Annotated in this window: 25 protein-coding genes and 1 tRNA gene; 7 read left to right on the forward strand and 19 right to left on the reverse strand. The window is 54.2% G+C overall.

Translation table 11 applies throughout. The annotated features are described in order from the left end of the window. The 6 genes from ACZ5BW_RS05155 to ACZ5BW_RS05180 all read right to left on the reverse strand — a co-directional run bounded on the left by ACZ5BW_RS05155 (position 1) and on the right by ACZ5BW_RS05180 (position 7,031). On the reverse strand, positions 1-915 hold the full coding sequence (locus ACZ5BW_RS05155) for an ABC transporter permease (RefSeq protein ID WP_464543170.1): 915 nt from the start codon (positions 913-915) through the stop codon (positions 1-3). Next, positions 912-2,003 carry an ABC transporter ATP-binding protein gene (locus ACZ5BW_RS05160; protein ID WP_464543171.1) on the reverse strand — a complete coding sequence of 364 codons (1,092 nt, stop codon included), beginning with the start codon at positions 2,001-2,003 and terminating at the stop codon, positions 912-914. The genes ACZ5BW_RS05155 and ACZ5BW_RS05160 overlap by 4 nt, the downstream gene beginning before the upstream one ends. 425 nt (positions 2,004-2,428) lie before the next feature. After that, entirely contained in the window at positions 2,429-3,268 is an 840-nt protein-coding gene (locus ACZ5BW_RS05165; RefSeq protein ID WP_464543172.1) for a methane monooxygenase/ammonia monooxygenase subunit C, read from the reverse strand. A 701-nt stretch (positions 3,269-3,969) separates the two neighbouring features. Continuing rightward, positions 3,970-5,484: a ubiquinone biosynthesis regulatory protein kinase UbiB gene (gene ubiB, locus ACZ5BW_RS05170; RefSeq protein WP_464543173.1), complete on the reverse strand. Its 1,515-nt coding sequence runs from the start codon at positions 5,482-5,484 to the stop codon at positions 3,970-3,972. A gap of 68 nt (positions 5,485-5,552) precedes the next feature. Continuing rightward, positions 5,553-6,134, reverse strand: a complete 582-nt coding sequence (locus ACZ5BW_RS05175) for a ubiquinone biosynthesis accessory factor UbiJ (protein WP_464543174.1) — start codon at positions 6,132-6,134, stop codon at positions 5,553-5,555. 12 nt (positions 6,135-6,146) lie between these two features. Further along, the gene (locus tag ACZ5BW_RS05180; protein WP_464543175.1) at positions 6,147-7,031 is read right to left on the reverse strand and encodes a Tim44 domain-containing protein; all 885 of its coding nucleotides are present in this window, start codon (positions 7,029-7,031) and stop codon (positions 6,147-6,149) included. 494 nt (positions 7,032-7,525) lie between these two features. On the opposite strand from ACZ5BW_RS05180, the gene ACZ5BW_RS05185 reads away from it, so the two are divergent. The 4 genes from ACZ5BW_RS05185 (at position 7,526) to ACZ5BW_RS05200 (ending at position 12,953) form a co-directional block, all read left to right on the forward strand. Beyond that, on the forward strand, positions 7,526-8,410 hold the full coding sequence (locus ACZ5BW_RS05185) for a universal stress protein (RefSeq protein WP_464543176.1): 885 nt from the start codon (positions 7,526-7,528) through the stop codon (positions 8,408-8,410). Positions 8,411-8,468: 58 nt separating this feature from the next. Then, complete coding sequence (locus tag ACZ5BW_RS05190) at positions 8,469-9,599, forward strand: acetate/propionate family kinase (protein WP_464543177.1); 1,131 nt, start codon at positions 8,469-8,471, stop codon at positions 9,597-9,599. Between the two features lie 63 nt (positions 9,600-9,662). After that, the gene (locus ACZ5BW_RS05195) at positions 9,663-12,086 is read left to right on the forward strand and encodes a phosphoketolase family protein (protein ID WP_464543178.1); all 2,424 of its coding nucleotides are present in this window, start codon (positions 9,663-9,665) and stop codon (positions 12,084-12,086) included. A gap of 243 nt (positions 12,087-12,329) precedes the next feature. Beyond that, the gene (locus ACZ5BW_RS05200; protein ID WP_464543179.1) at positions 12,330-12,953 is read left to right on the forward strand and encodes a hypothetical protein; all 624 of its coding nucleotides are present in this window, start codon (positions 12,330-12,332) and stop codon (positions 12,951-12,953) included. Between the two features lie 195 nt (positions 12,954-13,148). On the opposite strand, the gene ACZ5BW_RS05205 is transcribed toward ACZ5BW_RS05200, so the two are convergent. The 4 genes from ACZ5BW_RS05205 to ppsR form a co-directional block, all read right to left on the reverse strand. Next, positions 13,149-13,652 (reverse strand): cupin domain-containing protein, encoded by a 504-nt coding sequence (locus ACZ5BW_RS05205; protein ID WP_464543180.1) that lies wholly within the window; start codon positions 13,650-13,652, stop codon positions 13,149-13,151. A 48-nt stretch (positions 13,653-13,700) separates the two neighbouring features. Next, on the reverse strand, positions 13,701-14,099 hold the full coding sequence (locus tag ACZ5BW_RS05210; protein ID WP_464543181.1) for a carboxymuconolactone decarboxylase family protein: 399 nt from the start codon (positions 14,097-14,099) through the stop codon (positions 13,701-13,703). A gap of 26 nt (positions 14,100-14,125) precedes the next feature. Next, positions 14,126-15,355, reverse strand: a complete 1,230-nt coding sequence (locus tag ACZ5BW_RS05215) for an RNA-guided endonuclease InsQ/TnpB family protein (RefSeq protein ID WP_464543182.1) — start codon at positions 15,353-15,355, stop codon at positions 14,126-14,128. 304 nt (positions 15,356-15,659) lie between these two features. After that, on the reverse strand, positions 15,660-16,499 hold the full coding sequence (ppsR, locus tag ACZ5BW_RS05220; protein ID WP_464543183.1) for a posphoenolpyruvate synthetase regulatory kinase/phosphorylase PpsR: 840 nt from the start codon (positions 16,497-16,499) through the stop codon (positions 15,660-15,662). A gap of 97 nt (positions 16,500-16,596) precedes the next feature. Here ppsR and ppsA point away from each other — a divergent pair, with 97 nt between their 5' ends. Together ppsA and ACZ5BW_RS05230 are read left to right on the forward strand one after the other, a co-directional pair. Further along, on the forward strand, positions 16,597-18,984 hold the full coding sequence (ppsA, locus tag ACZ5BW_RS05225) for a phosphoenolpyruvate synthase (protein WP_464543184.1): 2,388 nt from the start codon (positions 16,597-16,599) through the stop codon (positions 18,982-18,984). Positions 18,985-19,359: 375 nt separating this feature from the next. Continuing rightward, positions 19,360-19,539, forward strand: a complete 180-nt coding sequence (locus ACZ5BW_RS05230; RefSeq protein WP_464543185.1) for a hypothetical protein — start codon at positions 19,360-19,362, stop codon at positions 19,537-19,539. 142 nt (positions 19,540-19,681) lie between these two features. Here the strand turns inward: ACZ5BW_RS05230 and ACZ5BW_RS05235 are convergent, their stop codons facing one another. The 7 genes from ACZ5BW_RS05235 to petA form a co-directional block, all read right to left on the reverse strand. After that, entirely contained in the window at positions 19,682-20,101 is a 420-nt protein-coding gene (locus ACZ5BW_RS05235) for a nuclear transport factor 2 family protein (RefSeq protein ID WP_464543186.1), read from the reverse strand. 125 nt (positions 20,102-20,226) lie between these two features. Further along, positions 20,227-20,302: transfer RNA gene (locus ACZ5BW_RS05240), tRNA-Thr, on the reverse strand. Positions 20,303-20,368: 66 nt separating this feature from the next. Beyond that, positions 20,369-20,797 (reverse strand): ClpXP protease specificity-enhancing factor, encoded by a 429-nt coding sequence (locus tag ACZ5BW_RS05245; protein ID WP_464543187.1) that lies wholly within the window; start codon positions 20,795-20,797, stop codon positions 20,369-20,371. After that, complete coding sequence (locus tag ACZ5BW_RS05250) at positions 20,794-21,393, reverse strand: glutathione S-transferase N-terminal domain-containing protein (RefSeq protein WP_464543188.1); 600 nt, start codon at positions 21,391-21,393, stop codon at positions 20,794-20,796. Before ACZ5BW_RS05250 ends, ACZ5BW_RS05245 begins: the two co-directional genes overlap by 4 nt. A 55-nt stretch (positions 21,394-21,448) precedes the next feature. Further along, entirely contained in the window at positions 21,449-22,186 is a 738-nt protein-coding gene (locus ACZ5BW_RS05255) for a cytochrome c1 (protein ID WP_464543189.1), read from the reverse strand. Next, positions 22,186-23,430 (reverse strand): cytochrome b, encoded by a 1,245-nt coding sequence (locus ACZ5BW_RS05260; protein WP_464543190.1) that lies wholly within the window; start codon positions 23,428-23,430, stop codon positions 22,186-22,188. The genes ACZ5BW_RS05255 and ACZ5BW_RS05260 overlap by 1 nt, the downstream gene beginning before the upstream one ends. A 1-nt stretch (position 23,431) precedes the next feature. Further along, positions 23,432-24,034: a ubiquinol-cytochrome c reductase iron-sulfur subunit gene (gene petA / locus ACZ5BW_RS05265; protein ID WP_074773534.1), complete on the reverse strand. Its 603-nt coding sequence runs from the start codon at positions 24,032-24,034 to the stop codon at positions 23,432-23,434. A gap of 448 nt (positions 24,035-24,482) precedes the next feature. Here petA and yacG point away from each other — a divergent pair, with 448 nt between their 5' ends. Next, positions 24,483-24,680, forward strand: coding sequence for a DNA gyrase inhibitor YacG (gene yacG, locus ACZ5BW_RS05270; protein WP_464543191.1), 198 nt, complete (start codon positions 24,483-24,485; stop codon positions 24,678-24,680). Positions 24,681-24,781: 101 nt separating this feature from the next. Here yacG and ACZ5BW_RS05275 read toward each other — a convergent pair whose 3' ends face one another. Then, positions 24,782-25,732: a Nudix family hydrolase gene (locus tag ACZ5BW_RS05275; protein WP_464543192.1), complete on the reverse strand. Its 951-nt coding sequence runs from the start codon at positions 25,730-25,732 to the stop codon at positions 24,782-24,784. Between the two features lie 17 nt (positions 25,733-25,749). Then, positions 25,750-26,649 carry an ATP-binding protein gene (locus ACZ5BW_RS05280; RefSeq protein ID WP_464543194.1) on the reverse strand — a complete coding sequence of 300 codons (900 nt, stop codon included), beginning with the start codon at positions 26,647-26,649 and terminating at the stop codon, positions 25,750-25,752. Positions 26,650-26,950: the final 301 nt, after the last annotated feature.

A 26,950-nucleotide genomic window follows, 5' to 3' on the forward strand; every position in this document is an offset into this window, starting at 1 on the left:
CTATATCGCCCGCTGGCCGGTTGCGGAACGGGCAAACCATGTCGTCAAGCCTGCTACGGACAGTACCGCCAGTGTCAGCATGATCGATAACGCAGAACCGAAAGGCCAGTCGCGCGTGCCCAGGAACTGATCCTTGATCAGGTTTCCAATCAGGATATCGCCTGTGCCGCCTAATATATCCGGCACGGCGAACATGCCCAGCACCGGAATGAATACCAGCGCAGAACCTGAAAATACGCCCGGCAGGGATAGCGGCCAAGTAACCTGCCAGAAGCGTTGCCAGGCATTCGCACCCAGATCCTGTGCCGCATCCAGAAGCGAGGGGTCGTGCTTCTCCAGATTGGTATAGAGAGGCAGCACCATGAACGGCAGATGTACGTACACCATGCCAACCAATACTGCAAAAGGCGAGAATAATAATGTGACCGGGGCGATTCCGAACGCGCCGAGAACAGTATTGACAAAGTGGCTGAGCGCGGATTCCGGGCCGAGAATGATCATCCAGGCGTAGATGCGGATGAGGAAATTGCTCGCGAATGGAAGTATCACCAACAGGACCATCAGGTTGCGCAAGTGTTTTCTGCTGCGGGCAATCAGTACTGCCAATGGATAAGCCAGGATGAGGCAGATCAAGGTGGTGCCGAACGCAACCGCGAACGATTTGAGAAAAATCTCCGTGTAGATAAAGTCACTGAAAAAGAACTGATAAGCGTCCGAGGTGAATCCATAGTCGCCAATCGCTTTGTCCGACGGCGGCGTAACGGGCGCCAGACCGCCGAATTCACCCGGAAAGCGAAACGAGGTGAGAATCATGATCAGGCTGGGTGCAACAAAGAACACTATCAGAAACAATAGGGGCGGCCCGCTCACCAGCAGCCGGGCAAGCTGCTTTTCTTTCATTTCGCCCTTAATCATTGGGGATCATTGAGAAAAATGCCCGCGTCGTGGCGCCAGGAGATCGTTACCTCGTCATCCACCTCGAAAAACTTGGCCCGGCCAGGAGCGGAATTTGGCAGTAAAGCTTCAATATAAGCACCGTTGACGAGTTCCACAATATAAGTGGTTACGTCGCCGACATACAGGAAGTCGTGCACTTTGCCGAGGAAATGGTTTTTTAGCTGCGATTCATTGGACGGGTGAGAAATTCGTACTTGCTCCGGCCGGATGGCCAGTACACCCTTGTCGCCCACCTCTACACCTTCCCTGGCCGGCGCCGTTACCTCCCCCAGTCCTTCTATCACGAGTTTCAGATGCGACGGAACAGCTTCCATAACCGCTGCATTCATCACACTGATTTTGCCGATAAAATCTGCAACGAAATGATTTCTCGGAGCACTGTAGATTTTGGAGGGTTCGTCTATCTGCTCGACATTCCCCCGGTTCATCACCGCGATGCGATGCGATAGCGCCAGCGCTTCATCCTGTGCATGAGTGACAAAAATAAAGGTAATACCGATTTCTTTCTGGAGATTGATGAGTTCGATCTGCATCTCTTCGCGCAACTTTGCGTCGAGTGCCCCCAATGGCTCATCGAGCAGGAGCAGTCGCGGTCGATTCACCAATCCTCTGGCGAAAGCCACGCGCTGTTTCTGCCCGCCAGAGAGTTCGTGTGGAAAGCGATTGCCGAAGTTCGGCAGGTGAACCCGCTCCAGCAGTCCATTCACCCTTTTTTTTATTTCCTGTGGCGCTTTCCCTGCCATCTTGAGGGGAAAGGCGATATTGTCCGCCACTGTCATATGCGGAAATAAAGCATAGGTCTGGAACACGGTATGGACAGGGCGTTTTTCCGGTGGAATGCCTACCATGTCCTTGCCATCCAGCAGGATTTGACCGGAGTCCGGCAGATCGAAGCCGGCTATCATCCGCAGCAGCGTTGTCTTGCCGCAACCGGAGGGGCCCAGCAGCGTGAAGAACTCGCCGGCTTCCACATCGATGCTGACGTTGTCGACCGCAGTGTAACTGCCGAAACGCCGCGTAACATTACGGATTTCCAGGAGCGCCATAGTCGGGGCAAATCAAGGTAAAACTCGACATTTTACCAAAATTTATGAAGCAACTGCTGCTCCCGCCATTCTCTTAAGGAACTTCGAACGCTATGATAAAGCGAGGGCTTGCAGGCAGTGAGGGCCTCTGCTAAGAAACAGAGAATTTCTGGTGCTGCAGTGCGAGGCTGCTGACCTGGCCGCAGCTTTCACATTCAATTTCGAAGGAGAGTCATCATGAGTTGGCCTATCTTGTCTTGGCAGGGTTGCGCTCATCGTCTCCGGGGTTGTCATACTGAAGCTGGCACATTGAGGTTCCCAGGCAGCGCAGTTTCATGTAACCCGTCCGACGGCAGCTCATTGATCCGCTTACAAAAAACCCCATCCCTGTGAAAGCGGATGGGGTGTGCTGCAGGAGTTACAACTGGATTAAAACTTAAACAACGTTATCCAGAATTACCCGGGTTGACAACGTCATCCAAGATTACGCGGCTTTGCTTGTTCCATTGCACGTCCAGGAGGTTGGAGAAACGTGCAATGATCTGGACGGCGAGGCCCCCTTGGAACAGACCGGCCCAAGCCAGTATCACGAAGCCCCAGTGCAGCGGTGCGCTGAAGAGTTCCTCCATGAACCAGAAGGCATGGCCCCATTCGTTCAGGCCGACGTTCGGGAGACTCATGATCGGACCGGCAATGACCATCACCAGCGGAAACGAGGTCGTCTTGTTGTAGAGTGGCAGGCGCGTGCTGGCATAGATGTACATCGATACGCCCATGATGATGTACATCGGGAACGAGCCATAGAACAAGGGAATATGGCTGGGAGTGAAACTGGTGTCACGAATGATCACCTGGTGCCATGAAGCGTCCTGCTCGGTGAAGAAGCTCGATCCCCAGTAGACGCCGAACAGGTATACCCCCAGCCACATCAGGAAATAGAAGTACCGCTTGATCTCCTGCTTGATCGTCAGGCTGGCCAATTCCTCCCTGGTGCTGCGGGTCTTCCACAGCCACCCCCAGTATAAGGCGGCCATGGTGGGCCAGAGTATCATCTGGAAGCGCCACAGCCCCATCCAGATTTGATCGAACTCCGGTTCCATGGAGTCCATCCCGTGGGAATAGGCATAGGTGCGTTGAAACCAGATCCAGAAAACCGCCATCCCCAGTATCGGCAGCAGACCCAGCTTGTAGAACCTGGAGTCATACCATTCCGACATGTCGTAGGCAGGACTGCTTGCCTTCACTGCCTTATCTACTACTACTCTATTTTCAACTGCAGTAGCCATCACCAGCTCCTTTTGCAAATAATCCAGAATCCCCGAAGGAATCTGGAAATCAAGAACAAAGATTCAGGGGAAGTGCAGGAGGAGTACTTCCCCTGGCGTCTCCACGGATCAAAAGAGTGCTGCCGCAACATCCAGGGGGTTGAGGGAAGGTCCCCTTGGCAGCCTCAATGGATCAGAAGAGCGCAATCGCCAACAGTGCTACCGTCATGCCCGTAAAATATGAGAGGGCAACGAGTTTTCCTACTTTCATCATCCTTCTCCTTATCAAAGCCTCGCCTTTACCGATACCGCGACTTGTTAAGAAGTTGTTATCTTTTTGTGAAGTTTTTGTTATCTTACTGTGAAAATACTCCCTGGTCAACCAATTCCCCTTCAAGGATTTCTCATGAAGGATGGCCGACGAAAGGTTTCGGACGACGGGCTAGATGGATCAACCGAGCGAATCAACTCAGGACGTGAGTTCCCTTTACAGAACGCTGGGTGTTGCAGGGATTGCGTGGGGAGCACTGGAGCGTGCCTGACAAAGGGAATTCAAAGGGGAATTCAAAGGCGCTCCCGCAAGCAGCGCTTGCGGATCACGGGGCATGACAGGCCATAACAGGTGAAGCACCGCCTCAAGTAATGGGCGGCTTGCGTGGCCTATGACTTAGCGGAAAACGAGGATGGGCAAGATTTTTTGCGTGCGCAAAAAATCTCCGCCCTTATTTCCCCAGATGCCACAGTATCACTACGATCAGCAATACGATGAAGATGGTGAGTCGCCGGCTCTCACGTTTTTTTTCCAGGATAAACCGGTCCATCTTTTCTTCCAGGGCGCTGGTGCGTATCTCCGTCAGGGCATGATGCATCAGGCGGGGAAACTGGGGCATGATTACCGCCCAGCTCGTGGCTTCCTTGCGCAGGCGGTGACTGAACCCCCTCCAGCCCAATTGCTCCGCCATCCAGTTTTCCAGGTATGGCTTGGCCGTCGTCCACAGGTCGAGATTAGGGTCGAGGTCCCGTCCCAGTCCCTCGATATTGAGCAGGGTTTTTTGCAGCATCACCAGTTGCGGCTGGATTTCGACATTGAACTGGCGCGATGTTTGAAACAGTCGCAGCAATACCCGCCCAAATGAAATCTCGCTCAAGGGCTTGTCGAAAATGGGCTCGCACACTGCCCGGATAGCGGTTTCGAAATCATTGACGCGCGTGTTTTTCGGGGCCCATCCCGCTTCCACGTGCGCTTCCGCCACACGTTTGTAGTCACGGCGGAAGAAAGCCAGGAAATTTTGCGCGAGATAATTCTTGTCCTCGTCGGTAAGGGTTCCCATTATGCCGAAGTCGACTGCGATATATCGTCCGTCACTTCCGACAAAAATGTTTCCTGGATGCATATCGGCATGGAAATAGCCGTCGCGGAACACCTGGGTGAAAAAGATTTCCACCCCGACGCGGGCAAGCCGCGGAATATCCACTCCCTGCTCACGCAAGGCTGTGACATGACTGATGGGCGTGCCTTTGACGCGCTGCATCACCATGACGTTCGAATAGCAGTAATCCCAGTAGACTTCCGGTACGAGAAGCAGGGGAGAGTCCAGGAAATTGCGCCGCAACTGACTGCAATTGGATGCTTCGCGCATGAGATCCAGTTCATCGTCGAGATGACGAGCGAATTCAGTCACGACTTCCCGTACCTTGAGCCGCTTGGCATCCGGCCAGACTATTTCGAGCAGAAGGGCGCCTGAGTCCATCAGCGCGATATCATGGGCGATTACAGGCGCGATGCCGGGACGCAGTACCTTGACTGCCACTTCCGTACCATCATGCAGCACTGCCAGATGAACCTGGGCAATGGATGCGCTTGCTACCGGTTCCGCATCGAATAGCAGAAAAACTTCGTTGACGGATTTTCCATAAACCTCTTCCAGTGTCTTGAGGGCAATGCTGGAGGGAAAGGGTGGAACCTGGTCCTGTAGTTTCGCCAGTTCGTCGGCGATATCGGGCGGCAGAAGATCCCGCCGGGTGGAGAGCATCTGGCCGAACTTGACGAAGATGGGGCCCAGAGCCTCCAGGGCGAGGCGGAGACGTTCGCCACGCGCACGGTCCAGTTTACGCCAGAACGTTGCCGCTTTGACGACAGGTCGCAGCAGACGCAGGCGCTCGTGGCTCAGGAAGAATTCATCGAGGCCGAAGCGGAATGAGACGGCGAGTATTTTGAGAAGACGGAAGAAACGCATTTATTCTATTCTGCTACCCCGGTTCTCCCAGGGACTTGCTCAGATGTTCCTTGATCTTCTCAGTTCGCTTATAAAGGCTTGTTTATGAGGCTTTCCACACGCAGTTCCAGTCTTGATACATGGTCCTGCAATCCGCTCACTTCATCAGCGAATGTGCGCATGTCGGTCGGCTTGGCAAGTACCGGTTGCTCTTCGGTGAGGTACTCCGTCAACGCCTGTGACAAATTATGAAGGGTTTCGTTATGCCAGTGGACCAGGTTTTCCCCCGCCCGGACCACCCGGTGAGCGAGGATATCCCCCATCACATCGCTTAAATCCTGCTCCACGTCCCAGCGCAGATTCTGCCCGATTTCGAGGATTTCCTGGCCGAACACGTTATCCCCGGAAATCCGGATCTCACGGTATGCGGCTTCATCACGAACGAGCAGGCGCGGCAGCAACGTCGGCATGATGGTCAGGATGGCGTCGTTGCCAGCGGCGGTGGAGGCTGCCGCCACCTCGCCGGTAGGCTGGATGACGACGGCAAGATCAAAAAAAGGTGGGACGCGAAAACGGGCAGTCTTCCCGGCGCACGGCTGCAGCCGTTTGCGCGCCCAGCTTTCTCCACGCAGCACATGGTTGAGCGGAGCTATCGCCACCGATGCCAGCATGGAATCCGGTCCCTAGGAGACTTGTTGAATTCCAGCGAGCAGCCAGACGGCATCAGGATCTTTGAGATCCTTCTGCACATGCCAGATTTCATCGAACGCTTCCGGCGCTGACTGGGGCGATTCGCGCAACTGACCATTGAAGCGGACACTGGCAATTGCCATATCTTTTTCCGTGATCACTTCAAGCAGTTGCGCATTGATCGCCAGCACGTCGGTCCGCTGGGGCTCGTTACCGCGCTCGTTGATCTGCATGCTGATCTCCGCATACATCTCGGGGGTAGTATATTCCCGGATATCGTTCAGGTCGCGCGCATCATTTGCTGCCTGCAAGCGTATGAATGAAGTCTTCGCGTTACGCAGGAAAGGTTCCACCTGAAAATCAGCGGGAATATTGGCTGTGCCGGAAACCGGTGCCACGGTGCCTGCTCTCGAGGTTGTCTCCGGCCCTGAGCCTGTCGAGGTTGTTGCTCCGGGTGCGGTACTGTGATCCGTTGCGGTTTCCTGCATGCCCGAATACTGCATCGGGCGAGCCGAATGTTCCTGCTTTGGTTTGCGCAGCATGCGCATGACAAAGAAGACCGCGCCGATCAACGCTGCGAGCATCAGCATGTCCATCATATTAATTCCTTCGAATGCGCCGCCCATGAAAAGCGCAGCCAGCAATCCTCCCGCAGCCAGCCCAGCCAGGGGTCCCAACCACTTATTGCCGCCTGGGCGCGCGGCCGCTCCCGGCGCGGCGTTGGGTGCCGTTCCAGGTTGGGGCGCTGCCTGCTGGCTCATGGATTCCCGTTGCTTGCCGATACTTTGACCGCCACCGAAGCGTTTCGCCTCGGCATCGAAGGCCGCCAATCCGAAGCTGAAAACGGCCAGGGTCAACAGAGTCAATATTTTCTTCATGAAGGTCTCCCGGGATACGGTTAAAGTAAAGAGTATAGCACCATCAATTCAAGGAAATGTCGTCTAAGATCAGAATCGCTCACGTCTTTGAGGAATCCTTTCAGGGATGAACGAGTGCTGGAGGGAAAACGGATGAGTTCGGGAGCAGCCGGCTATAGCAGCGGCCACAGCAGTCCGGCAGCAAGGGATGGCAAAACATCTGTCATATGACGGTTGACGTACAGACGCAGCCGAAGATCATGTTTCTAATCGTAGGTTGCGCCTGGATACTACATACTACAAGGATCGAGATACTACAGGATCGATATTTTCTGCAGTGCTGAGCCTGCTGTACAAGACCGAGGACCGAAGGGCTGAAGGATCGTAGGGGGCTGGAAAAATCATTCGGTTTATCCTGTCCGGCTATCGCAGCATCTTTCGACAGAATATCTTTTAGCCTGATTTCAAGGGACCGTATTCGACAGGTGCGACAGGTGCTATTGCGAGGAACATACGTGGAGAAGATTCAACGCATACTTATCGCCACCGATTTCTCCCCGCGCGGCGAAAGAGCGGTGCAGCGCGCCGCGCAACTTGCGTCGGAGCATGCGGCGGAGCTGTATCTGTTGCATGTCCTTCCCGCGTTGCCGCTCGAAGTATTCAAGCGTCTGATAGCCGAAACGCCGCTGGAAACCGAGCAGAGACTCTACAACCGGGCAAAGGTGGCGCTGCAGAACAGGGCGGAAATACTGGCATCGAAAGGCATACGGGTAAAGCATCACGTTGCCATCGGCAGGGCGCACCTCGAGATTAACCGCTATGCCCAGTCCCATCATGCCGATCTCATTGTGATCGGGGATCAGGGGGAAAGCTTCGCGCGCGAATTCTTTTTGGGGACGACCGCATCGAAAACGCTCCGTACCGGTCATCATCCCTTGCTGATCGTCAGGCAGGAGCCCAGGGATAAGTACAAACACGTGCTCGTACCGGTCGATTTTTCGAAAAACTCCCTCAGTGCGCTGGAGATGGCATTGAAAGCCGTGAGGGATGCTTCCATTCACGTATTGCATGCGGTGGAAATGCCGCTCGGGCAGAAAATGAAGCAGGCGGGGTTCGATGCAGAGCGGGTTGAACACTTTCGCAGCGAAATATTGATCCATGCCCGTGAAGGCATGGAGAAGATAGTGAGCGATTACGCCCACGGAGACAGGCGCGTTGCATCCATTATCGAATACGGCCATGCACCGGTTGTGATCCGCGAGAAAGCGCAGGCACTCGATATTGATCTCATCGTGATAGGCAAGCGTGGTCAGACAGAACTGGATGAAGCGCTATTCGGGTCAGTCACAAAGCATGTCCTCTATGAAACCCCTTGCGATGTGCTTGTAGTCAACCCGTAATATGATTGTCTTAATATGATGCTGTAATTCTCAGATGCTGGCGGAGCGCTGAATCCTTATGCGTTCCGATCAAGTCCTTGCCATGAAAATTTTGACGGTCAACACAGGCAGCTCATCGGTACGCCTGGCAGCATTCGTTCGCCATGAGGAAAAACTGACGGAGCTTGCGAGTGTCAGGGAAGATTCCGGCGGTGAACCGGAAGACACGCTCCAGGAATTCGTGCAGACCCACAAACTTGCCAAGGTAAACGTCGTGGTGCATCGCGTGGTGCATGGAGGCATGCGTCTTACTTCCCCTTGTCTGATCGATCGCGATGTGGAACGGGAAATCGAGTGTCTCGTGCCGCTGGCGCCCTTGCACAATCCTGTGGCATTGAAATGGATACGTGCGGCGACTGGAGTATTCGGCGCTCATACACCGCAAGTTGCGGTATTCGACACCGCGTTTTTTACCCATCTGCCGGCAGCTGCGCAAACTTACGCCATCCCGCACGAGCTGACCGAAAAATACAGGTTGCGCCGGTATGGCTTTCACGGACTGGCGCATCAGGCCATGTGGCAGGATTGGCGCGACCAACATCCGGACTTTCTGCAAAATGGAAAAATCATCTCGATGCAGCTCGGCGCCGGTTGCTCGATCACGGCGACAGATAAGGGACTGCCTCGCGACACTTCCATGGGATTCTCACCTCTGGAGGGGCTCATGATGGCGACGCGCTCGGGCGACCTGGACCCGGGTCTGATGACGTTTTTGCAGCGGCAGGAGAGCTTGACGCCGGAGGAGATGGATCGGTTGCTGAATGAGCAGTCCGGTTTATCTGGAGTATCAGGAATCAGCGCAGATATCCGGGAACTGCTGAAATCGAAAGACCGATACGCTGGCCTGGCGGTCGAGCTGTACTGTTACCGGGCGCGTAAATATCTGGGGGCCTATCTTGCTGTGCTGGGCGGGACAAATGCAGTGGTTTTTGGCGGAGGCGTAGGGGAGAACGTTCCAGTCGTGCGGGAAAAGATTCTGGCAGGAATGGAATGGTGCGGAATCCATCTCGATGCAAAAAAGAACAGCGATGCGAGCGGGATGTCATGCATCAGCAGCGAAACAAGCCGGGTTGAGGTGTGGGTAACTCCCGTGAATGAGGCGGCAATTCTCGCACAGGAAGCAGAGGCAGCCATTTCCAGCCGCCGTTAGCCTTTGCGTCAGTGCCGGGATTCTTCGGCAGCAACCAGTGTCTGGAAAAAAGGAGGATTCAACATGAATCGTGCTTCGCCTGCAGCACAAACCGAAAGCAATCCGCTCTCGCCGGACGAACTGCGCAAGATCGATGCGTATTGGCGGGCCGCCAATTATCTCTCGGTAGGACAGATCTATCTGCTGGACAACCCGTTGCTCCGGGAACCGCTCACGCTTGGGCACGTCAAGCCGCGGTTGCTGGGACATTGGGGCACATGTCCCGGCCTCAGTTTTATTTACGCGCATCTGAACCGGGTGATAAAGAAATTCGATCTGGATATGTTCTACGTATGCGGGCCAGGTCATGGTGGACCGGCAATGGTGGCGAATACATGGCTGGAGGGCAGCTACAGTGAATTCTATCCCTGCATTTCAAGGGATGAGGCGGGAATGAAGAGGCTGTTTCGGCAGTTTTCCTTTCCCGGAGGGATTCCGAGTCATGTTGCCCCGGAAACGCCGGGCTCGATAAACGAAGGCGGGGAACTGGGTTACTCGCTTTCGCATGCTTTTGGAGCGGCTTTTGACAATCCGGATCTCATCGTGGCGTGCGTGGTGGGCGACGGGGAAGCTGAAACCGGACCGCTTGCCGCCTCCTGGCACTCGAACAAATTCCTCAATCCGGCCCACGATGGAGCGGTGCTGCCTATCCTGCATCTCAATGGCTACAAGATCGCAAATCCGACGATACTCGCGCGCATCAGCCATGAGGAACTGGAAAGCCTGTTTGCGGGTTATGGCTATCAGCCCTATTTCGTGGAAGGGTCCGACTCCGAGCCCATGCATCAGGCGATGGCTGCCGTGCTGGATACCGCGATCGAAAGTATACGAAGAATACAGCGGGAGGCGCGCAGCCGCGGACCAAATCCGGGGAAGAGCCGGGAAGCAATCACCTATCCCCGCTGGCCCCTGATTGTCCTGCGCAGCCCCAAGGGCTGGACCGGGCCGAAAGAAGTGGATGGGAAAAAGCTGGAAGATTACTGGCGCTCACACCAGGTACCCCTGGCGGAACTCGGCTCCAAGCCGGATCACCTGAAGCAGCTGGAAGACTGGATGAAGAGCTACAAACCCGAAGAGTTATTCGATGAGAACGGTTGTCTCATGCCGGAACTGGCGGCACTTGCGCCCGAAGGCGATCGGCGCATGGGCGCCAATCCCCATGCCAATGGTGGTCTGCTACTGAAAGAGCTGGAAATGCCCGATTTTCGCAGCTATGCCGTTGACGTACCTGTGCCGGGGGCAGAAGTGGGCGAAGCCACGCGGGAAATGGGTAAGTTTCTTCGCGATGTCATGAAACTCAATCTGGATAGCTGCAACTTTCGGGTAATGGGACCGGATGAGACCAGCTCGAACCGACTTGACGCCCTCTTCGATGTAACAGCTCGAACCTGGGTTGCCCAGCGGCTGCCCGAGGATGAGCGCCTCTCTCCCGACGGGCGGGTGATGGAGATATTGTCCGAACACATATGCCAGGGCTGGCTGGAAGGTTATTTGCTTACGGGCCGCCACGGGCTTTTTTCCTGCTATGAAGCCTTCATCCACATCGTTGATTCCATGTTCAACCAGCATGCCAAATGGCTCAAGGTCAGCAAGGAAATTCCCTGGCGGCGACCCATCGCCTCCCTCAATTACCTGCTGACATCGCATGTGTGGCGCCAGGACCATAACGGCTTTTCCCATCAGGATCCCGGTTTTATCGACCATGTCGTCAACAAGAAGGCAAGTATCATTCGTGTTTATCTTCCGCCGGATGCGAATACTCTTCTTTATATTACTGACAAGTGCCTTCGTTCTCAAAATTTCATCAACGTCATCGTCGCGGGAAAACAGCCCGCGCTCCAGTGGCTGGATATGGATGCGGCCATCAGACATAGCAGCGCGGGTATCGGTATATGGGGATGGGCGAGCAATGATCAGGGGGGCGAGCCGGACGTGGTCCTGGCTTGCGCCGGCGACATTCCCACCCTGGAGACGCTGGCGGCCGTGGACCTGCTGCGGCGCCATGTCCCGGAGTTGAAGATTCGTGTTGTCAATATCGTCGACCTGATGACCTTGCAGCCCCAATCGGAACATCCGGCCGGGCTTTCAGACTGGGACTTCGATACGCTGTTCACAACCCACAAGCCCATCATTTTCGCCTATCACGGCTACCCCTGGCTGATCCATCGCCTGACTTACCGTCGTACCAATCATCCCAACCTGCATGTGCGCGGCTACAAGGAGGAAGGCACCACGACTACGCCGTTCGATATGACAGTGCTAAACGATCTGGACAGGTTTCACCTGGTAATGGATGTGGTTGACCGTGTACCCAAGCTGAGATCCAAAGGCGCCTACCTCAAGCAACTGATGCGCGACAAGCTGATCGACCATAAACGCTATATCAGGCAATACGGCGAGGACATGCCGGAGATACGGGATTGGCATTGGCCTTCACACGGTTCGTAGCCACTGCCTGCCCCCGGAAAACTGCGGATTAAAAATGTTCTTATCACCGTGCATGCTATATTGAAATGTAACTCCAGTAACTCCAGTGTCTTCTGGAGCGGCCGTTCAAACGGACTGTATATTCGCATAAGAAGCTTCTTTCCGGACCGCTCTGAATCCTACGAAATTCATATCGATATTGATTGGAATCGTATATCGTTCATTATTCGAAATATCCAACTATCGGATTGGATAGGAGCATGGATGATACTGATCATCAATTTCATTGCACTGTATGCCTCGTTTTCACTCAATCACATGCTCGCCATTTACTGGGGTGCCGTGCTGCCGGTGCTATATGCCCTTGTTATTGCACCGCACGCCTTGATCGGCAGATCGGATATCCCTCAATTGACGATAACGAAAGTTCTCGCGGTGAAGTGGAACAATGCTGAGGAACTGACCGCTTACATTGTGAAATACTGGATGGCTTTGGCATATCCGGTCACTTCGTGGAAAAAGCAGCGCAACAGCCTCGTTTTATCCCTGACATCGTTCTTCCTGGGCGTGGTTTACATTCTCAAGGAGTTGCTCGCCGCAGGGGTGGTGATGTTCGTAGTCGGGTATGTCCTGTATCAGATGAGCGTTCGGGTGGACAGACCGCGAGCGGTGCTTGGCAATCCTGATTTCAGGGACGGCACTGACAATGAATTTGCCAGGAAAGAATGGGAGCTGGCTGCAATGTCCATCATCGCGTTTTCGGAGCTATATCCAGACGACAAGGCATTCAAGAATGCAGCTGATGAGGTGCTGGAAGATAACGATGTGAAATCGATGCTGACGAAATATCGCTATGATTATGGTGCAAGCTGGCTGAACGTTGCGTAGTTCTCACCACAGAGGCATTCTCTGCCAGTGGCTTTGCTTTTGGCGTCCCTTTCTTTCCAGATTCCCCTCGAAGTTTAGTTCGTAGGGCAGGTTCTACCCGCCGTCTCAACAGGATGGCGGGTAGAACCTGCCCTACGGCTGCTCTGTCGAATACCCAACCCTTTTCATAGAATCCTCGCAAGGAAACCTGCGACTTTAGTCGCGGGAGGAATTGCGCCTATCGAACGGCAAGGTTCTGTGAAGTGGGAATCCTCTGCCTTCAGACGGGGGAGCAGTCAACTCACTATTTGTCGTACGTGACGAGGTTTTTTTCGCTGGTATCGACGACAAAGACCGCCAGCAGGCGTGCGGGCTGAGTCTTGCTGTTATTTGCACTGACGGCATGATGATCGCCCGGCAGCTCGGCGAGCTCTCGCCGGCGCGATAAACCTTTTCCGGACCGTCATTGACTTTGCTACGAATTTCTCCCTCCAGGACTGTTGCATAGATGAAAGCCGACTTTGGATGGGTATGGGCGGGCGATGAACCTCCCGGCTCGTATTCGACAAGCACGCCTTTCATGCTTTTGCCAGGCACGTTCGGAAGGGCATGATCAAAGGCCAGTGTTACTTTGGATTTATCAGCCGGCAGGTTATCGGCTGAAGCCGGACTTACGGAGAGAGCTGCGAAGGCAACCCCGCAGAGAAATCTGGTAAACATTATGTCTCCTTTCGTTGATAGAAATGAGTGGAGAATTGTTAGCCATACTCATGGCTTCACAGGATAACGGCTGGAAATGGCAATGCGATTCCAGGCATTGATGACTACCGAAAGCCACTCGACAGCCGATATTTCATCTTTTGACAGATTGGCTGCTGCTTGCTCATAGACGGCATTCGGCACTTGGCCCTCAGAGATCAATGTGATTGCTTCTACCAGCGCCAACGATGAACGTTCCTTTTCAGTGAAATACCCGGTTTCCCGCCAGGCTGGTAGGACACTTATGCGATCGCTCGACTCGCCACTGGATAGAGCGTCGTGAGTATGCATCCTGATACAGAATGCGCACTGGTTGAGTTGGGATGCACGAAGGCGCAACAGATGTGTAAAGCCATCCGGGATGCTTGCGGAAGCAACGGCCTCTGCTGCCAGCTTCTCGAGGCCCATGACTGCCTGTTGACATCCTCCCCGGCCTAAAGGCCGGAGATTCCTACAGCGCCCAGGCGAATGCCTAGGTCGCTTCGGTGGGTTCCTGCTGCTGGCGGCATTACCGCGCCGCTCACTTCACAGTCGAACCGGGCGTGTCCCGCCCTTAAAATGTTGATCGCACCAACCACATCGGCGTTTCCCTCGAAGCCGCATTCCACACAAAGAAATTGCGCTTGTGTTTGACGGTTGTCTTTGGACACATGGCCGCAGCATGGGCAGGTACGGCTGGTGTTCTGTGGTGGTACGGCGATGAGCCAGCCACCATTCCACGCCAGCTTGTAGTCCAACTGACGACGGAACTCGAACCATCCCTGGTCGAGGATGCTTTTGTTCAGGCCAGACTTGGCCCGAACGTTTTTACCCGGTCGTTCAGTGCTGCCTGCCGCTGACCTGGACATGTTGCGCACCTGCAAATCCTCGATACACACCATCGCGTGGTTTTGGCTGATAGCTGTCGTGGCCTTGTGCAAGTAGTCGCGGCGGGCGTTGCCGATGCGGGCATGAATCTTCTGGACTCTGGCCTTGGCCTTCTTCCAGTTATTGCTGAACCTGGTTTTGCGGCTCATGGCCTGCTGCGCTTTGCGCAGCGCGGCTTCGTGTCGCTTGAAACTGTTGATCGGCGCGTAGAACGTACCGTCCGAGAGCGTAGCGAAGCGGGCGATGCCCATGTCGATGCCGACAGCGCAGCCTTTCGGTATCGCTTGCTCGACTTCCCGCCCGGTCTGGATCGAAACGTACCACTTGCCGCAGGACTGGCTGACGGTGACGTTCTTCATCGTGCCGAACACGTCTCGGCTGTTGCGATAGCGCAGCCAGCCCAGCTTTGGCAGGAAGATGCGGCTGTTTGCCTGATCGAGCTTCACCCCTTGCGGATAGCGGAAGCTGTCGCTCTGGCCCTTCTTCTTGAAACGCGGGAAGTCGGCACGCTTGGCAAAGAAGTTGGCGTAGGCTCGCTCCAGATCCTTGAGTGTCTGTTGCAGGGCTTGGGAAGGGATTTCTGCCAGCCACGCCGTGGCAGCCTCTGCCTTCCATTCAACCAGCAGCGCGCATAACCCGGCATAGCCGAGCTTCTTCTCGCCCTGCTCGTGTCGTTCCTTCTGCAACGCCAGCGCCTTGTTATAGACGAAGCGGCACGAACCGACGAAGCAGCGCAACATGCGCTGCTGTTCGCCGTTAGGCTTTAGCTCGAATTTATAGGCCTGGAGTCGTTGCATGGCTCAAATTATAAATTTGGATGGACGCTTCCAGCGTCCGCGCTATCCATCTCCCCCATGAATGGGGGAGCTTTCCACGCAAATTTGGTAAGCATCTCATGAATTCCCTCATTTCCATCCCCAAAACCAGGCCTCGATCATTCACTCACCGCGGACCTTTTGATGGGATGAGAATCAGAATTCGGATTCTTTCACAAGCGGCTCTGCCTACGCATGAAGTCGTCATCCGGATTTCGGGCTTCATACCGTAGGGGTAAATAAGTATGTACCTTCGCTGCCTGATTTCCCCTTATGGTTTCTTCGGTTAATAAATCTTCCTTTCGAGTTTTGCTTCGTGCAGTACCGCGGTCGCCAATTCTTCGATAGATTTGCTGGTTACGTCGAGATAGGGGATTCCTGCGCGGCGCATCAGCTTTTCCGCGCTCTGTATCTCATACTTGCAGTTCCCGAGGGAAGCGTACACGCTCTCTGGTTTGCGTTCGCTGCGTATCTCATGGAGCCGCTCAGGGTGAATGGTAAAACCGAACAGCTTGCTTCGCACATTCCTGATCTGGGCAGGAAGCTCTCCGTGCTGGAAATCCTCGGGAATAAACGGGTAGTTTGCCGCGTAAATTCCATATTGCAAGGCAAGATAGAGACAAGTCGGTGTCTTGCCGGTACGGGAAACACCTACCAGGGTAACATCGGCCCGGTTCCAGTCTTTTTGCGACAAGCCATCGTCATGCTCCAGAGCGTAATTTATTGCATCGATGCGTTTCCGGTACCCGGTTGGATCGGAAACACGGTGAGAACGCCCCATGTTTTCCGACGAACGCACGCCCAGCTCAGCCTCCAGTGGAGCAATAAAAATGCTGAAGCAATCGAGATGCAGAGCGTCGGCGGAATTGATAATAAGCCTGATTTCGGGATTCACCAACGTACTGAACACCACCGGGCGCGCGCCGTCCGCGATGCACCGCTCATTGATCGTCCAGACGACCGAAGTGGCTTTTGCCCTGTTGTCAATGTAGGGTAGAGTGATCTCATCCAGGAGAATATTTTCGAATTGACTGAGCAGGCTATGCCCCAGCATTTCCACCGTAATCCCGGTACGGTCTGAAAGAAAGAAGGCAGTTCGATGAATTGGTTTGGCAGTGATCGGCATGGTTATGAGAAACTATGGATGATTTCCGGGTGGAAATCCCGCTTCAAAATGTAGCACAATTCTTCTTTGGCTAGCATTCGCACAATCAGGAGTCAAAATGGACGAGTCGCCCTATATAGCCTGGTTTGACACGCTGCGCATGACGGATGTGAGTCGTGTCGGCGGCAAGAACGCGTCTCTTGGCGAGATGATCAGCCAGCTGACCGGGATGGGAGTGCGGGTCCCCGGCGGTTTCGCAACCACTGCCGATGCCTATCGCGATTTCCTGGTTCAGGATGGCCTCGCCCGGCGTATCGAGCAGACCCTTGCTGAGCTTGACATAGAAGATGTTCAAGCGCTGGCTGGGGCAGGCGCACAAATTCGCTCCTGGATAGTGCAAGCATCGTTCCCCTCTCGCCTGGAAACTGAAATTTCTGTTGCCTATGAGAAAATGCTGCGCGAGGCGGAAGGGGAAATTTCGGTGGCGGTACGCTCTTCGGCCACTGCCGAGGACCTGGCGGATGCCTCGTTTGCCGGGCAGCAGGAAACCTATCTCAATGTCCAGGGATTGGATAATCTCCTGAAAGCGGTCAAGGATGTCTTTGCTTCCCTCTACAACGACCGGGCCATCTCTTATCGCGTGCATAAAGGTTTCATTCATTCCGAAGTTGCGCTTTCGGCCGGGATACAGCGGATGGTGCGCAGCGACATCGGTGCCGCGGGAGTGATTTTTACTCTGGATACCGAATCCGGTTTTGACAAGGTGGTTTTTATCACCGCTTCCTATGGGCTGGGCGAAACCGTCGTCCAGGGTGCGGTCAATCCCGACGAGTTCTACGTCTATAAACTGGCATTGACGCAGGGAAGGCCAGCCATTCTGCGGCGTAACCTGGGCTCGAAACTCATCAAGATGCGGTTTGCTGAAGGCCATGGGACTGCCCGGGCGGTCGAAACAGTGGATGTGGAAGAGGGGGATCGCAAACGGTTTTCCATTACCGATGCGGATGTGGAAGAGCTGGCGCGTCACGCTCTCGTGATCGAGCGGCATTATCAAAGGCCGATGGATATCGAGTGGGGCAAGGATGGTGCAGATGGCAAACTCTATATTCTGCAGGCCCGGCCGGAGACAGTGCAGGCCCGCGCCGGAATGGACACATTGCGGCGTTATCGCCTGAAGGGCAAATCCGCGATACTCGTGTCAGGTCGCGCCATCGGCCAGAAAATAGGGAGTGGTTCGGTGCGCCTGGTTCCAGACGCGCGGGAAATGTCGCGGGTACGCGAGGGTGACGTGCTGGTAACCGATATGACCGATCCTGATTGGGAGCCGGTAATGAAACGGGCCGCTGCTATCGTCACCAATCGCGGAGGGCGAACCTGCCATGCGGCAATTGTTGCGCGTGAACTGGGGATTCCCGCTGTGGTCGGCTGCGGCAACGCCACCGACTTGTTGACGGAGAATGAGATCGTCACCGTATCCTGCACTGAAGGAGATACCGGCAATATCTATCAGGGAAAGCTGGAAGTCGAGGTGAGCGATCTTGCGCTCGAAAGTATGCCGAAGGCTCCGGTCAAGATCAGCATGAATGTCGGCAACCCCGAACTTGCCTTCGGGTTTCAACGCATTCCCAACGATGGGGTGGGGCTGGCGCGGCTTGAGTTCATCATTGCGCGCATGATTGGCCTGCATCCAAAAGCGGTGCTGCAATTTGCCAGGCTTCCGCAAGACGTGAAGCAGCAGGTCGAAGCCCAAAGCAGCGGTTACGCTGACCCCGTCAGTTTTTACGTGGAAAAGCTTACCGAGGGGATCGCCACTCTGGGCGCTGCCTTTTTTCCAAAACCGGTAATTGTGCGGATGTCCGATTTCAAATCCAACGAATACTCCAGCCTCATCGGTGGCCATCACTATGAGCCCAGAGAGGAAAACCCGATGCTCGGCTTTCGCGGCGCTTCACGCTACGTGGCTAACGAATTCCGGGATTGTTTCGAGCTGGAATGCCGGGCGCTGAAGAAAGCACGCGACGAAATGGGGCTGACCAACCTGGAAATCATGATTCCGTTTGTGCGGACACTGACCGAGGCCAAACGCGTGGTGGAACTGCTATCGGAAAACGGCTTGAAGCGCGGTGAGAATGGACTGCGCCTGATCATGATGTGCGAGATTCCATCCAACGCATTGTTGGCCGAACAGTTTCTGGAATATTTTGACGGTTTCTCGATCGGATCCAACGATCTTACCCAGCTCACCCTCGGGCTGGACCGTGATTCCAGCCTCGTTGCAGAAGCCTTCGACGAACGCGATCCGGCGGTAAAAATGCTTCTGAGCATGGCTATTCAGGCATGCCGTAAAACCGGTAAATATGTCGGAATCTGTGGACAGGGACCTTCCGATCATCCTGATCTCGCACGGTGGCTGATGGAAGAGGGTATTGAAAGCCTGTCGCTTAATCCCGATACCGTCGTGGATACCTGGCTATATCTGGCGGAGGAGACAAAAAAACAGCTATAGTCAAAGAATCCCGTGGGGCTCGACAAGTTTGTCAATCATTTGCCGGTTGGCGACTTTCAGGCGGGCGACTTTCACTGTCATAGATTCGACACATCGTTATGAGAGCATTGATGCCGGTGTTTGCATTTACCCCTTATGTGAACACCCTCGGGTCTATCCTCTCCCTTACGACCCAGGCCCAGCTACGGTTAGCTTCCCCGTTCTGGGCTTTTTTCTTTTCCATGATATGACATTCCACTAATTGCAAAGAGGAGGGGTGAAATGAAGTGATATAGCGACCAACTTTCGATGAGATGAGGGATGTGGCTAAAGATGTAGCAAATTCTTGTATTCAGAGATTCATTGCAACAGTACCTTTGGTGAAGGAGATAAGAGATGTCGGTAACTTCGGATGCGAAAAGAATGTTTGTGGAAAATCTGAACGCGTTTGGCGATAAGGAAACTCAACCGGAAAAATACAATCTTTATCTCGGCCTTATTTATCTGGTTGCATCAGTGGAGCAGATTCAGCAGGAGTTGGAGGAAATCAAGCAGATGGCAGCGCGACGAAGTTAAACAAGGGCGGTTACGTCAGCAGTTTACCCATCGAGGCTTACCAGATTCCTCTGCTATGCGTGATGATTTTGCGGAATATTTTCTAGCGATATAGGACGCGATGACGCGGATAGACAAAGCGCGTACCACCGTCTACTTATCCTCAGGACTCGAAACCAAGAATCGGCGTGTCCAGCGCCTTGGCCGCACGCACAGGATCGAAATATTCGCGCAGAAACGCAATCTTTCCACCTGAAGCACGCAGGAACAGTACATAATCCTGAACATAGATACGCCCCGTTGGCTTGATAAGCCCCTCTGCCTTGAATTCGGCGGCCGCCGCTTCCGGATCGGCTAAGGCATACACTTTGATGTCGAAGAAGCGGAAATTTTCCACCGCTCCCAGGAACCAGGTTGCGTGATTCACGACCTCTTTCCGCCCCGATAGCCGCGCCGGATGGCCGATGGCGGGTGCGTAGGGAAGTTCCCACAAAAGATCATCGGCTATGAGTGTCTGCCATCGCGCGTTATCCTCGACGAGTGTCTGGATATGTTGTTGCAAGAGATCGGAAGCGATCGTCATATTATTCTCCTGGTTCACCTTCGGTTGCAGTTAGATCTGAAGGTGAATCTTGCCGAGATGACTTGTAAGCACGCCTACACTAAAATGAGTCGCCTATAAGGCAATTCATAAGCAATTGTTTTTAATGGTGCCGACACCAAGATTCGAACTCGGGACCTTCTGATTACAAATCAGCTGCTCTACCAACTGAGCTATGCCGGCGTGGATGCAATTATAGAGATTGGGAAGGAGGGGAGCAAACCGGCGATACGGGGCGACAGGTCGAACTTACTTGACTACCTGAAGCCGGCGATTCTTGGTTGCCCTGACAGGCGGCCGGTGCGATGAGGGTTGGGGCTCATCGGGTTCTTTTCCGGCAGCCTCATCCTGCGAGGTATCTGATTCCACTTCGGGTGGAAAAATCATGCCGCGTGCAGTTTCTTTGGCGAATATTCCCTGGACTGCCGTCACGGGGATGGAGATTTCACGCGAGACACCGGCAAACCGCGCCGAGAACTGTATCACTTCATTTCCAAGCGTAAGGTGGTGCGCAGCGTCGTGGCTGATGTTGAGAATAATCTCGCCATTCTTTATATGTTCGTCCGGTACGCGGGTGTTGTCATCCACTTTAACCGAGATGTAGGGCGTATAGCCGCAGTCCGAGCACCATTCATAAATGGCGCGAATCAGATAAGGCTTGGTGGAAAGCTCTCTCATTTGCGCATAGCCTTTTCAGAGGCTGTGAGCGCATCGATGAATGCCGGTCTGCTGAACAGGCGCTCGGCAAATTTCAGCAGGGGCGCAGCTTGCTTGGGTAGCTGAATGCCATAATAATCGAGCCGCCACAGCAGTGGTGCAATGGCGACATCGAGCATGGAAAATTCGTCCCCCAGCATATGTTTCTGTTTGGCAAAGACAGGAGCGATCAGCGTCAGGTTGTCGCGAATCGTTGCGCGAGCTTTTTCCGCTGCTTTCGGGTTGCCGTTCTCTACTGCTTCGAGATGACAGAAAAGTTCCTGTTCAAAGCGGTGCAGAAACAGGCGCGCCCGTGCGCGCATCACGGGGTCTGCGGGCATCAGTTGCGGGTGAGGGAAGCGGTCGTCAATATACTCGTTGATGATATTGGACTCGTACAGGACGAGGTCGCGCTCTACCAGGACGGGCACGCGACCATAAGGGCTCATCACTGCCAGATCTTCAGGCCTGTTGTGCAGATCGACATCGATGATCTGAAAATCCATACCTTTTTCGTACAGCACGATCCGGCAGCGATGGCTGTACGGGCAGGTAGTGGCTGAGTACAAGGTCATCATGACCAATTATTTCCCAACGATATCAAATCGGCGGCTTTCCGGATAATGATCAATCTCAATGAACGTCCTTCCAGTATTCCTTCTTGAGGGCGTAAGTCAGTACCAGCATGAGGAACAGGAAGAGCATCACGATGATTCCGATCTGCACGCGCTTATTGGCCGCAGGCTCACCCAGGTAAACCAGGAAATTCACCAGATCGGCAACGTATGCGTCGTATTCCGTCCTGGAAAGCGACCCCGGTTTCGCGAGTTTCAATTCCTTTATTTCGTGCGCACCTCCGTGGCCGTCATCCTCTGATTTTACGTCGAGGATTTGCTCTCCCTGCAACTCGTACAGCACATGAGGCATGGCGGCCTTGTCGAATACAAGGTTATTCCAGCCAGTTGCAGTGCTGTCATCTCGATAAAATTTCCGCAGGTAGGTATAAAGCCAGTCAGAACCGCGTGAGCGGGCAATGACGGAGAGATCAGGCGGAGCTACTCCGAACCATTGTTTTGCTTCCTTCTTTGGCATCGCCACTGTCATGAGATCGCCCACTTTCTGACCTGTGAATATGAGATTTTCACTGATCTGCGACTCGGTAAGGCCGAGATCGCGCAGGCGGTTATAACGCATGAAATCGGCACTGTGGCAGGACAGGCAATAATTGACAAAAGTCTTTGCACCCCGCTGCAGGGAAGCCATGTCCCTCGGCTTGATGGGCGCCGTATCAAGCGGTACTGCCGACTCGCTTGCAAATGCGACAAGCGGAGCCAGACAAAAAACAAATACGATGCTTTTAAGGTTTCTCATTATCTCACCCTGGTCGGTTCAGGCTTGGTTTTATCGATCTTGCTGTACCACGGCATGAGAATGAAAAAAGCGAAATAGATTACCGTGAATATCTGCGCGAGCAACGTGTAGAGGGGTGTGGGCGACTTCGTGCCCAGGTAGCCAAGCACAAGGACGCTGATGACAAAAAGTGTAAGGGCGAACTTGAAAATTGGCCCCTTATACCGGATGGATTTCACCGGACTGCGATCAAGCCACGGCAACAGGGCAAAGATCGCGACGGAGCCACCCATCAGCAGAATGCCCCAGAGCTTGGCATCTATCCAGAGAAAGTTGACTGTAACTGCCCTCAGCATCGAATAGTATGGCGTGAAATACCATACCGGTGCGATGTGGTCGGGAGTCTGCAGCGTGTTGGCGGGAATGAAATTATTGTATTCGAGGAAGTAACCGCCCATTTCCGGCATGAAAAATATGATGCCGGTGAACACGATCAGGAACACGACGACGCCGAAAATATCCTTTACCGAATAATAGGGATGGAAGGGAATGCCGTCCACGGGGATATGCGTCACGGGGTCCTTGTTGGCCTTGATCTCGATCCCGTCCGGATTGTTCGAACCTACTTCATGCAGCGCCAGAATATGGGCGACCACCAGCACCACCAGTAGGCCGGGCAGGGTCACCACGTGGTAGGCAAAGAAGCGGTTGAGCGCTGCATCCGAGAGCATGAAGTCGCCCAGAATCCAGTTCGACAGCGTCTGGCCGATCACAGGAATCGCGCCGATCATGCTGATGATCACCTGCGCGCCCCAGTATGACATCTGCCCCCAGGGCAGAATATAGCCGGTGAATGCCAGCATCATGAGGACGAAAAAGATGCCCATGCCGATGAGCCAGAGAAGCTCGCGCGGTTTGCGATAGGAGCCATACATCATCCCGCGGAACATGTGCAGGTAGACGACCACGAAGAACATCGAGGCGCCGGTGGAATGCATGTAGCGGATAATCCAGCCGTAATTCACGTCACGCATGATATATTCCACCGAGGCGAATGCCATGCTGGCATCCGGCTTGTAGTTCATCGTGAGGAAAATACCGGTGAGAAGCTGGTTCACCAGCACGAGCATGGCAAGTGAACCGAAGTAGTACCAGAAATTGAAGTTCTTCGGCGCGTAGTATTCGCTGAGATGCGCCCTCCAGTTGGCTGTCAGTGGAAATCGGGCGTCGATCCAGCCGATCATTGCCTCCAATCGCTTGCTCATTTTATGCAGACTCCTTATCAGACCCGACCAGCAGGCGCGTATCGCTCAAATACATGTGGGGTGGGACAACCAGGTTAGTGGGCGCCGGAACTGCCTTGTACACACGTCCTGCAAGGTCGAACTTGGAGCCGTGGCATGGGCAGAAAAAACCGCCAAGCCAGTCGGGGCCGAGGTCTGCGGGCGCAACGTCCTTTCGGAATACCGGAGAGCAGCCCAGGTGGGTGCAGACTCCCTCAACCACGAGAATGGCGGGCTTGATCGAACGGGTTTCATTCTGGGCGTATTTCGGTTGCTGATCCTTTTCAGATTTGGGGTCGGCCACCTGGTTGTCGAGCTTCGGCAATGTGGCCAACATATCCTGAGTGCGGTTCAGAACCCACACCACCTTGCCGCGCCATTCCACCAGAAGCAGCATGCCCGGCTCGACCTTGCTGATATCCACTTCAACTGGCGCCCCGGCCGCCTTGGCGCGTTCGCTGGGCATCATACTCATTACGAAGGGAGTCGCTACCGCAACAGTCGCGATCCCGCCGGCAACAGAAGTCGCGGCCAGGAGAAAACGCCTCCTGCTGTTCATACCTTCTTTTTTTTCAATATCCGCCATATTTGCAGTCCCGTTTTCCGATTTGGACTTCCAGAAAAATTTATAAAAAAACTTAACCATTTTACCATGATACGTATTGGAAAATAAATATTGATTGCAAGATAACTTAAGTGGGCAAAGCGAGGGGATATGAAATATTATATATTTACAATCAATTAGATATGATAGGCTTGTTACCGATGCATCTCTCCGCCGGTTGAAATGGTTCCAAGTGAAATAGTCCCAAATTTGAAGCCTTCGAAAGGTCAAACAGGCGGGCCAAACAGGCAGCCTTGCAACTATAATGTTTTGATTATGGAAAACCTGTGGCGCAAAGTGACGCTTCAGCCGATCTGTGCGAGATAATGGATGCGAGGGGGCAGGACCGTTACAAGGATGACTGGAGCGGAAAAGAGGCGGCCAGCCATAACAGAACAACTGGATATCATGGGATGACTACGAGGCCTGTATGAAACGACCTGTTGTCAATTGTCCGCAGTGCGGCAAGAGTATCGTCTGGGATAACAGCAATCCTTTTCGCCCGTTTTGTTCGGAACGCTGCAAGCTGATCGACCTGGGGCAGTGGGCTACGGAATCCTATCGTATCCCGGATACCGAAAAGAATTCGGAAAAACAGGAAGATAATTCCTCAGAAGGCGAGAAATAGGTGCGATCACGTCGTCAAGGTGTTAAAGGCGACTGCCTTTCGCACCTCGTCCTGAAAAACATCATCGTGCCCGCGGGAGCAGTTCAGCTTCTTCAGGCCTTCTACCCAATGCGGCGCATCAGGGCGATGCCGTGGGCGCCATGTTCCCAGGCAATGGCGAGATCTTCGCTCCGTAGTCCACCCAGCGCATATACAGGGATGGAGCTGCCGTGGATGAGCCTGGCAAACTTCCGCCAACCCAGCGGGGGAGAATCAGGATGGCTCGATGTCAGCAGTACGGGAGCCAGAACGGCGAAATCCATTTCCAGTTGCCCGGCCCGGAAAAGCTCCTCGGCATTATGGCAGGAGGCTCCGCACCATTCCACATCGGGTCGCTTCGAAAGATTCATCAGATCAGCCGATGTAAAGTGGATTCCATCCATGCCGAATTCATGGCAGAGGCTGGCGTTACCCGTACCGCTGTTCACGAGGATGCGGGCGCCGTAATGATGAGCCAGTGCAGTCACTTCACGGGTAAAGGCATCCAGCGCTTTACCCTGCATTCCTTTTTCGCGTAGCTGCACCAGCCGCAGTCCTTTCTGGAGAGCGTGTTCGATTCGGGCTGCTGCAACCTTTGGTCCCCACTCCGCGGCATTCGTAACTCCATAAACGGGCGGCAGGTCAAGTGCACGCAATACGGGTGCATTGGCAGGAAGCAACGGTTCTACAGAGACATTGCCCGCAAACTGCCACGACAGCTCCTGGTCTTCATACGGATGAGGCTCGCCATGCCACTCCAGCAGACGATAAAAGTGAAGCCGTACGGTCGCGTGAGGGTAGGTAAATGTGCGGACTATCCAGGGGTACGCATGCTTGACATGTATGCCCAATTCTTCCAGCAGTTCGCGCTTGAGTGCGTGCAGCAGTGGCTCGCCCGGATCGACCTTGCCACCCGGAAACTCCCAGTAGCCGGCATAGGGCTTCCCTTCTGGCCGGCGGGCTAAAAGAAAGGAACCGTCGCTCCGGGTGATGATGGCGGCAACAACTTCAACGATAGAGGGAGCAGGAAGCATGAAGAGTATGAAGAGGTTTATCGCTCCTGGTGAAACTCTGTTTTGTCCGCAGTTTTCTGCCCAGCTTTCTCTCTACCTGCCCGGTCGCGCGCGAACTGCCACGCCACCCGGCCATTGCGGGAACCTCGTCCCAGAGCCCAGCGTAGCGCCTCTTCCCGTATGCTGTCGTCCATTTTCTCTATGCTGAAGTAGGCAAGCCAGTGCGCCACAATGTCCAGGTACTGTTCCTGGTCGAAAGGATAAAAAGATACCCATAAGCCAAAACGTTCCGATAGCGACGTCTTTTCCTCGACCGTTTCACTCGGGTGAATCTCGCCGCCGATATGTCGCGTGTCCTGATTGTCCACCATATATTCGGGCATCAGGTGGCGCCGATTGGAGGTGGCGTAGACAAGCACATTCTCGGACGCAGTGGCAATGGAGCCATCGAGAACCACTTTCAGTGCCTTGTAGCCTGGCTCGCCGGATTCAAACGACAGGTCGTCGCAATAGAGAATGAAGCGTTCGGGGCGCCGATATATCTTCTCCACGATTTCAGGCAGATCAATGAGATCGTGCTTCTCTACCTCGATGAGACGCAATCCGTCGTCCGCGTATTTATTCAGCATTGCTTTTACCAGCGACGACTTGCCCGTGCCGCGGGCTCCCGTAAGCAGCACGTTATTGGCAGGATGATGCCGCACGAATTGCCCTGTATTCTGGTCTACAAGATTTTTTTGCCGCTCTATGCCCTGCAATGCCTCGAACGTGATGCGATCGGGATAGCGCACCGGTTCGATGGCCCCGGTGCGTCCTGTTTTTCGCCAGCGGAAAGCTGCGGCATTCCAGTCCGGATCGGGTGCGTCAGCGTACAGCAGCCCCTCCAGGCGGGATAGCAGGGTTTCCGCCCGATCATATAACTTGTCCCAATCGTTCATGAGCAGTCCTGAAATTGCTCAATTATACCTGTAACAAATCCAGGGGCTGACCACGGAACTCGCCACGGAACTCGCTCCCGGTAGCTGGAGGTACATCGAGAAAGACCAGTGTAAGCTTCGGGCAGTACCGGGGCGGTATCTGCCACCGAAAGCTGGGACAAGCGCATGATTTATGTGCGCTAACGAACGGAACCGCTCAGCTAAAAACGCCATGATTTAGCGCAGTACGTCAGGCAGTTGTACAGTGCCGGATTCCCGGTTTCCGGTTCCCATCGAACCGTAAAAACCAAGAAGATAAAAA

Source organism: Nitrosospira sp. TNL300 (assembly GCF_055385915.1).

Excerpts from the sequence above, each read along its gene's own strand:
- ACZ5BW_RS05155 (WP_464543170.1), bottom strand. The coding sequence starts at position 915 with ATGATTAAGGGCGAAATGAAAGAAAAGCAGCTTGCCCGGCTGCTGGTG.
- ACZ5BW_RS05160 (WP_464543171.1), bottom strand. The coding sequence starts at position 2,003 with ATGGCGCTCCTGGAAATCCGTAATGTTACGCGGCGTTTCGGCAGTTAC.
- ACZ5BW_RS05165 (WP_464543172.1), bottom strand. The coding sequence starts at position 3,268 with ATGGCTACTGCAGTTGAAAATAGAGTAGTAGTAGATAAGGCAGTGAAG.
- ubiB (WP_464543173.1), bottom strand. The coding sequence starts at position 5,484 with ATGCGTTTCTTCCGTCTTCTCAAAATACTCGCCGTCTCATTCCGCTTC.
- ACZ5BW_RS05175 (WP_464543174.1), bottom strand. The coding sequence starts at position 6,134 with ATGCTGGCATCGGTGGCGATAGCTCCGCTCAACCATGTGCTGCGTGGA.
- ACZ5BW_RS05180 (WP_464543175.1), bottom strand. The coding sequence starts at position 7,031 with ATGAAGAAAATATTGACTCTGTTGACCCTGGCCGTTTTCAGCTTCGGA.
- ACZ5BW_RS05190 (WP_464543177.1), top strand. The coding sequence starts at position 8,469 with ATGCGTTCCGATCAAGTCCTTGCCATGAAAATTTTGACGGTCAACACA.
- ACZ5BW_RS05195 (WP_464543178.1), top strand. The coding sequence starts at position 9,663 with ATGAATCGTGCTTCGCCTGCAGCACAAACCGAAAGCAATCCGCTCTCG.
- ACZ5BW_RS05200 (WP_464543179.1), top strand. The coding sequence starts at position 12,330 with ATGATACTGATCATCAATTTCATTGCACTGTATGCCTCGTTTTCACTC.
- ACZ5BW_RS05205 (WP_464543180.1), bottom strand. The coding sequence starts at position 13,652 with ATGTTTACCAGATTTCTCTGCGGGGTTGCCTTCGCAGCTCTCTCCGTA.
- ACZ5BW_RS05210 (WP_464543181.1), bottom strand. The coding sequence starts at position 14,099 with ATGGGCCTCGAGAAGCTGGCAGCAGAGGCCGTTGCTTCCGCAAGCATC.
- ACZ5BW_RS05215 (WP_464543182.1), bottom strand. The coding sequence starts at position 15,355 with ATGCAACGACTCCAGGCCTATAAATTCGAGCTAAAGCCTAACGGCGAA.
- ppsR (WP_464543183.1), bottom strand. The coding sequence starts at position 16,499 with ATGCCGATCACTGCCAAACCAATTCATCGAACTGCCTTCTTTCTTTCA.
- ppsA (WP_464543184.1), top strand. The coding sequence starts at position 16,597 with ATGGACGAGTCGCCCTATATAGCCTGGTTTGACACGCTGCGCATGACG.
- ACZ5BW_RS05230 (WP_464543185.1), top strand. The coding sequence starts at position 19,360 with ATGTCGGTAACTTCGGATGCGAAAAGAATGTTTGTGGAAAATCTGAAC.
- ACZ5BW_RS05235 (WP_464543186.1), bottom strand. The coding sequence starts at position 20,101 with ATGACGATCGCTTCCGATCTCTTGCAACAACATATCCAGACACTCGTC.
- ACZ5BW_RS05245 (WP_464543187.1), bottom strand. The coding sequence starts at position 20,797 with ATGAGAGAGCTTTCCACCAAGCCTTATCTGATTCGCGCCATTTATGAA.
- ACZ5BW_RS05250 (WP_464543188.1), bottom strand. The coding sequence starts at position 21,393 with ATGATGACCTTGTACTCAGCCACTACCTGCCCGTACAGCCATCGCTGC.
- ACZ5BW_RS05255 (WP_464543189.1), bottom strand. The coding sequence starts at position 22,186 with ATGAGAAACCTTAAAAGCATCGTATTTGTTTTTTGTCTGGCTCCGCTT.
- ACZ5BW_RS05260 (WP_464543190.1), bottom strand. The coding sequence starts at position 23,430 with ATGAGCAAGCGATTGGAGGCAATGATCGGCTGGATCGACGCCCGATTT.
- petA (WP_074773534.1), bottom strand. The coding sequence starts at position 24,034 with ATGGCGGATATTGAAAAAAAAGAAGGTATGAACAGCAGGAGGCGTTTT.
- yacG (WP_464543191.1), top strand. The coding sequence starts at position 24,483 with ATGAAACGACCTGTTGTCAATTGTCCGCAGTGCGGCAAGAGTATCGTC.
- ACZ5BW_RS05275 (WP_464543192.1), bottom strand. The coding sequence starts at position 25,732 with ATGCTTCCTGCTCCCTCTATCGTTGAAGTTGTTGCCGCCATCATCACC.
- ACZ5BW_RS05280 (WP_464543194.1), bottom strand. The coding sequence starts at position 26,649 with ATGAACGATTGGGACAAGTTATATGATCGGGCGGAAACCCTGCTATCC.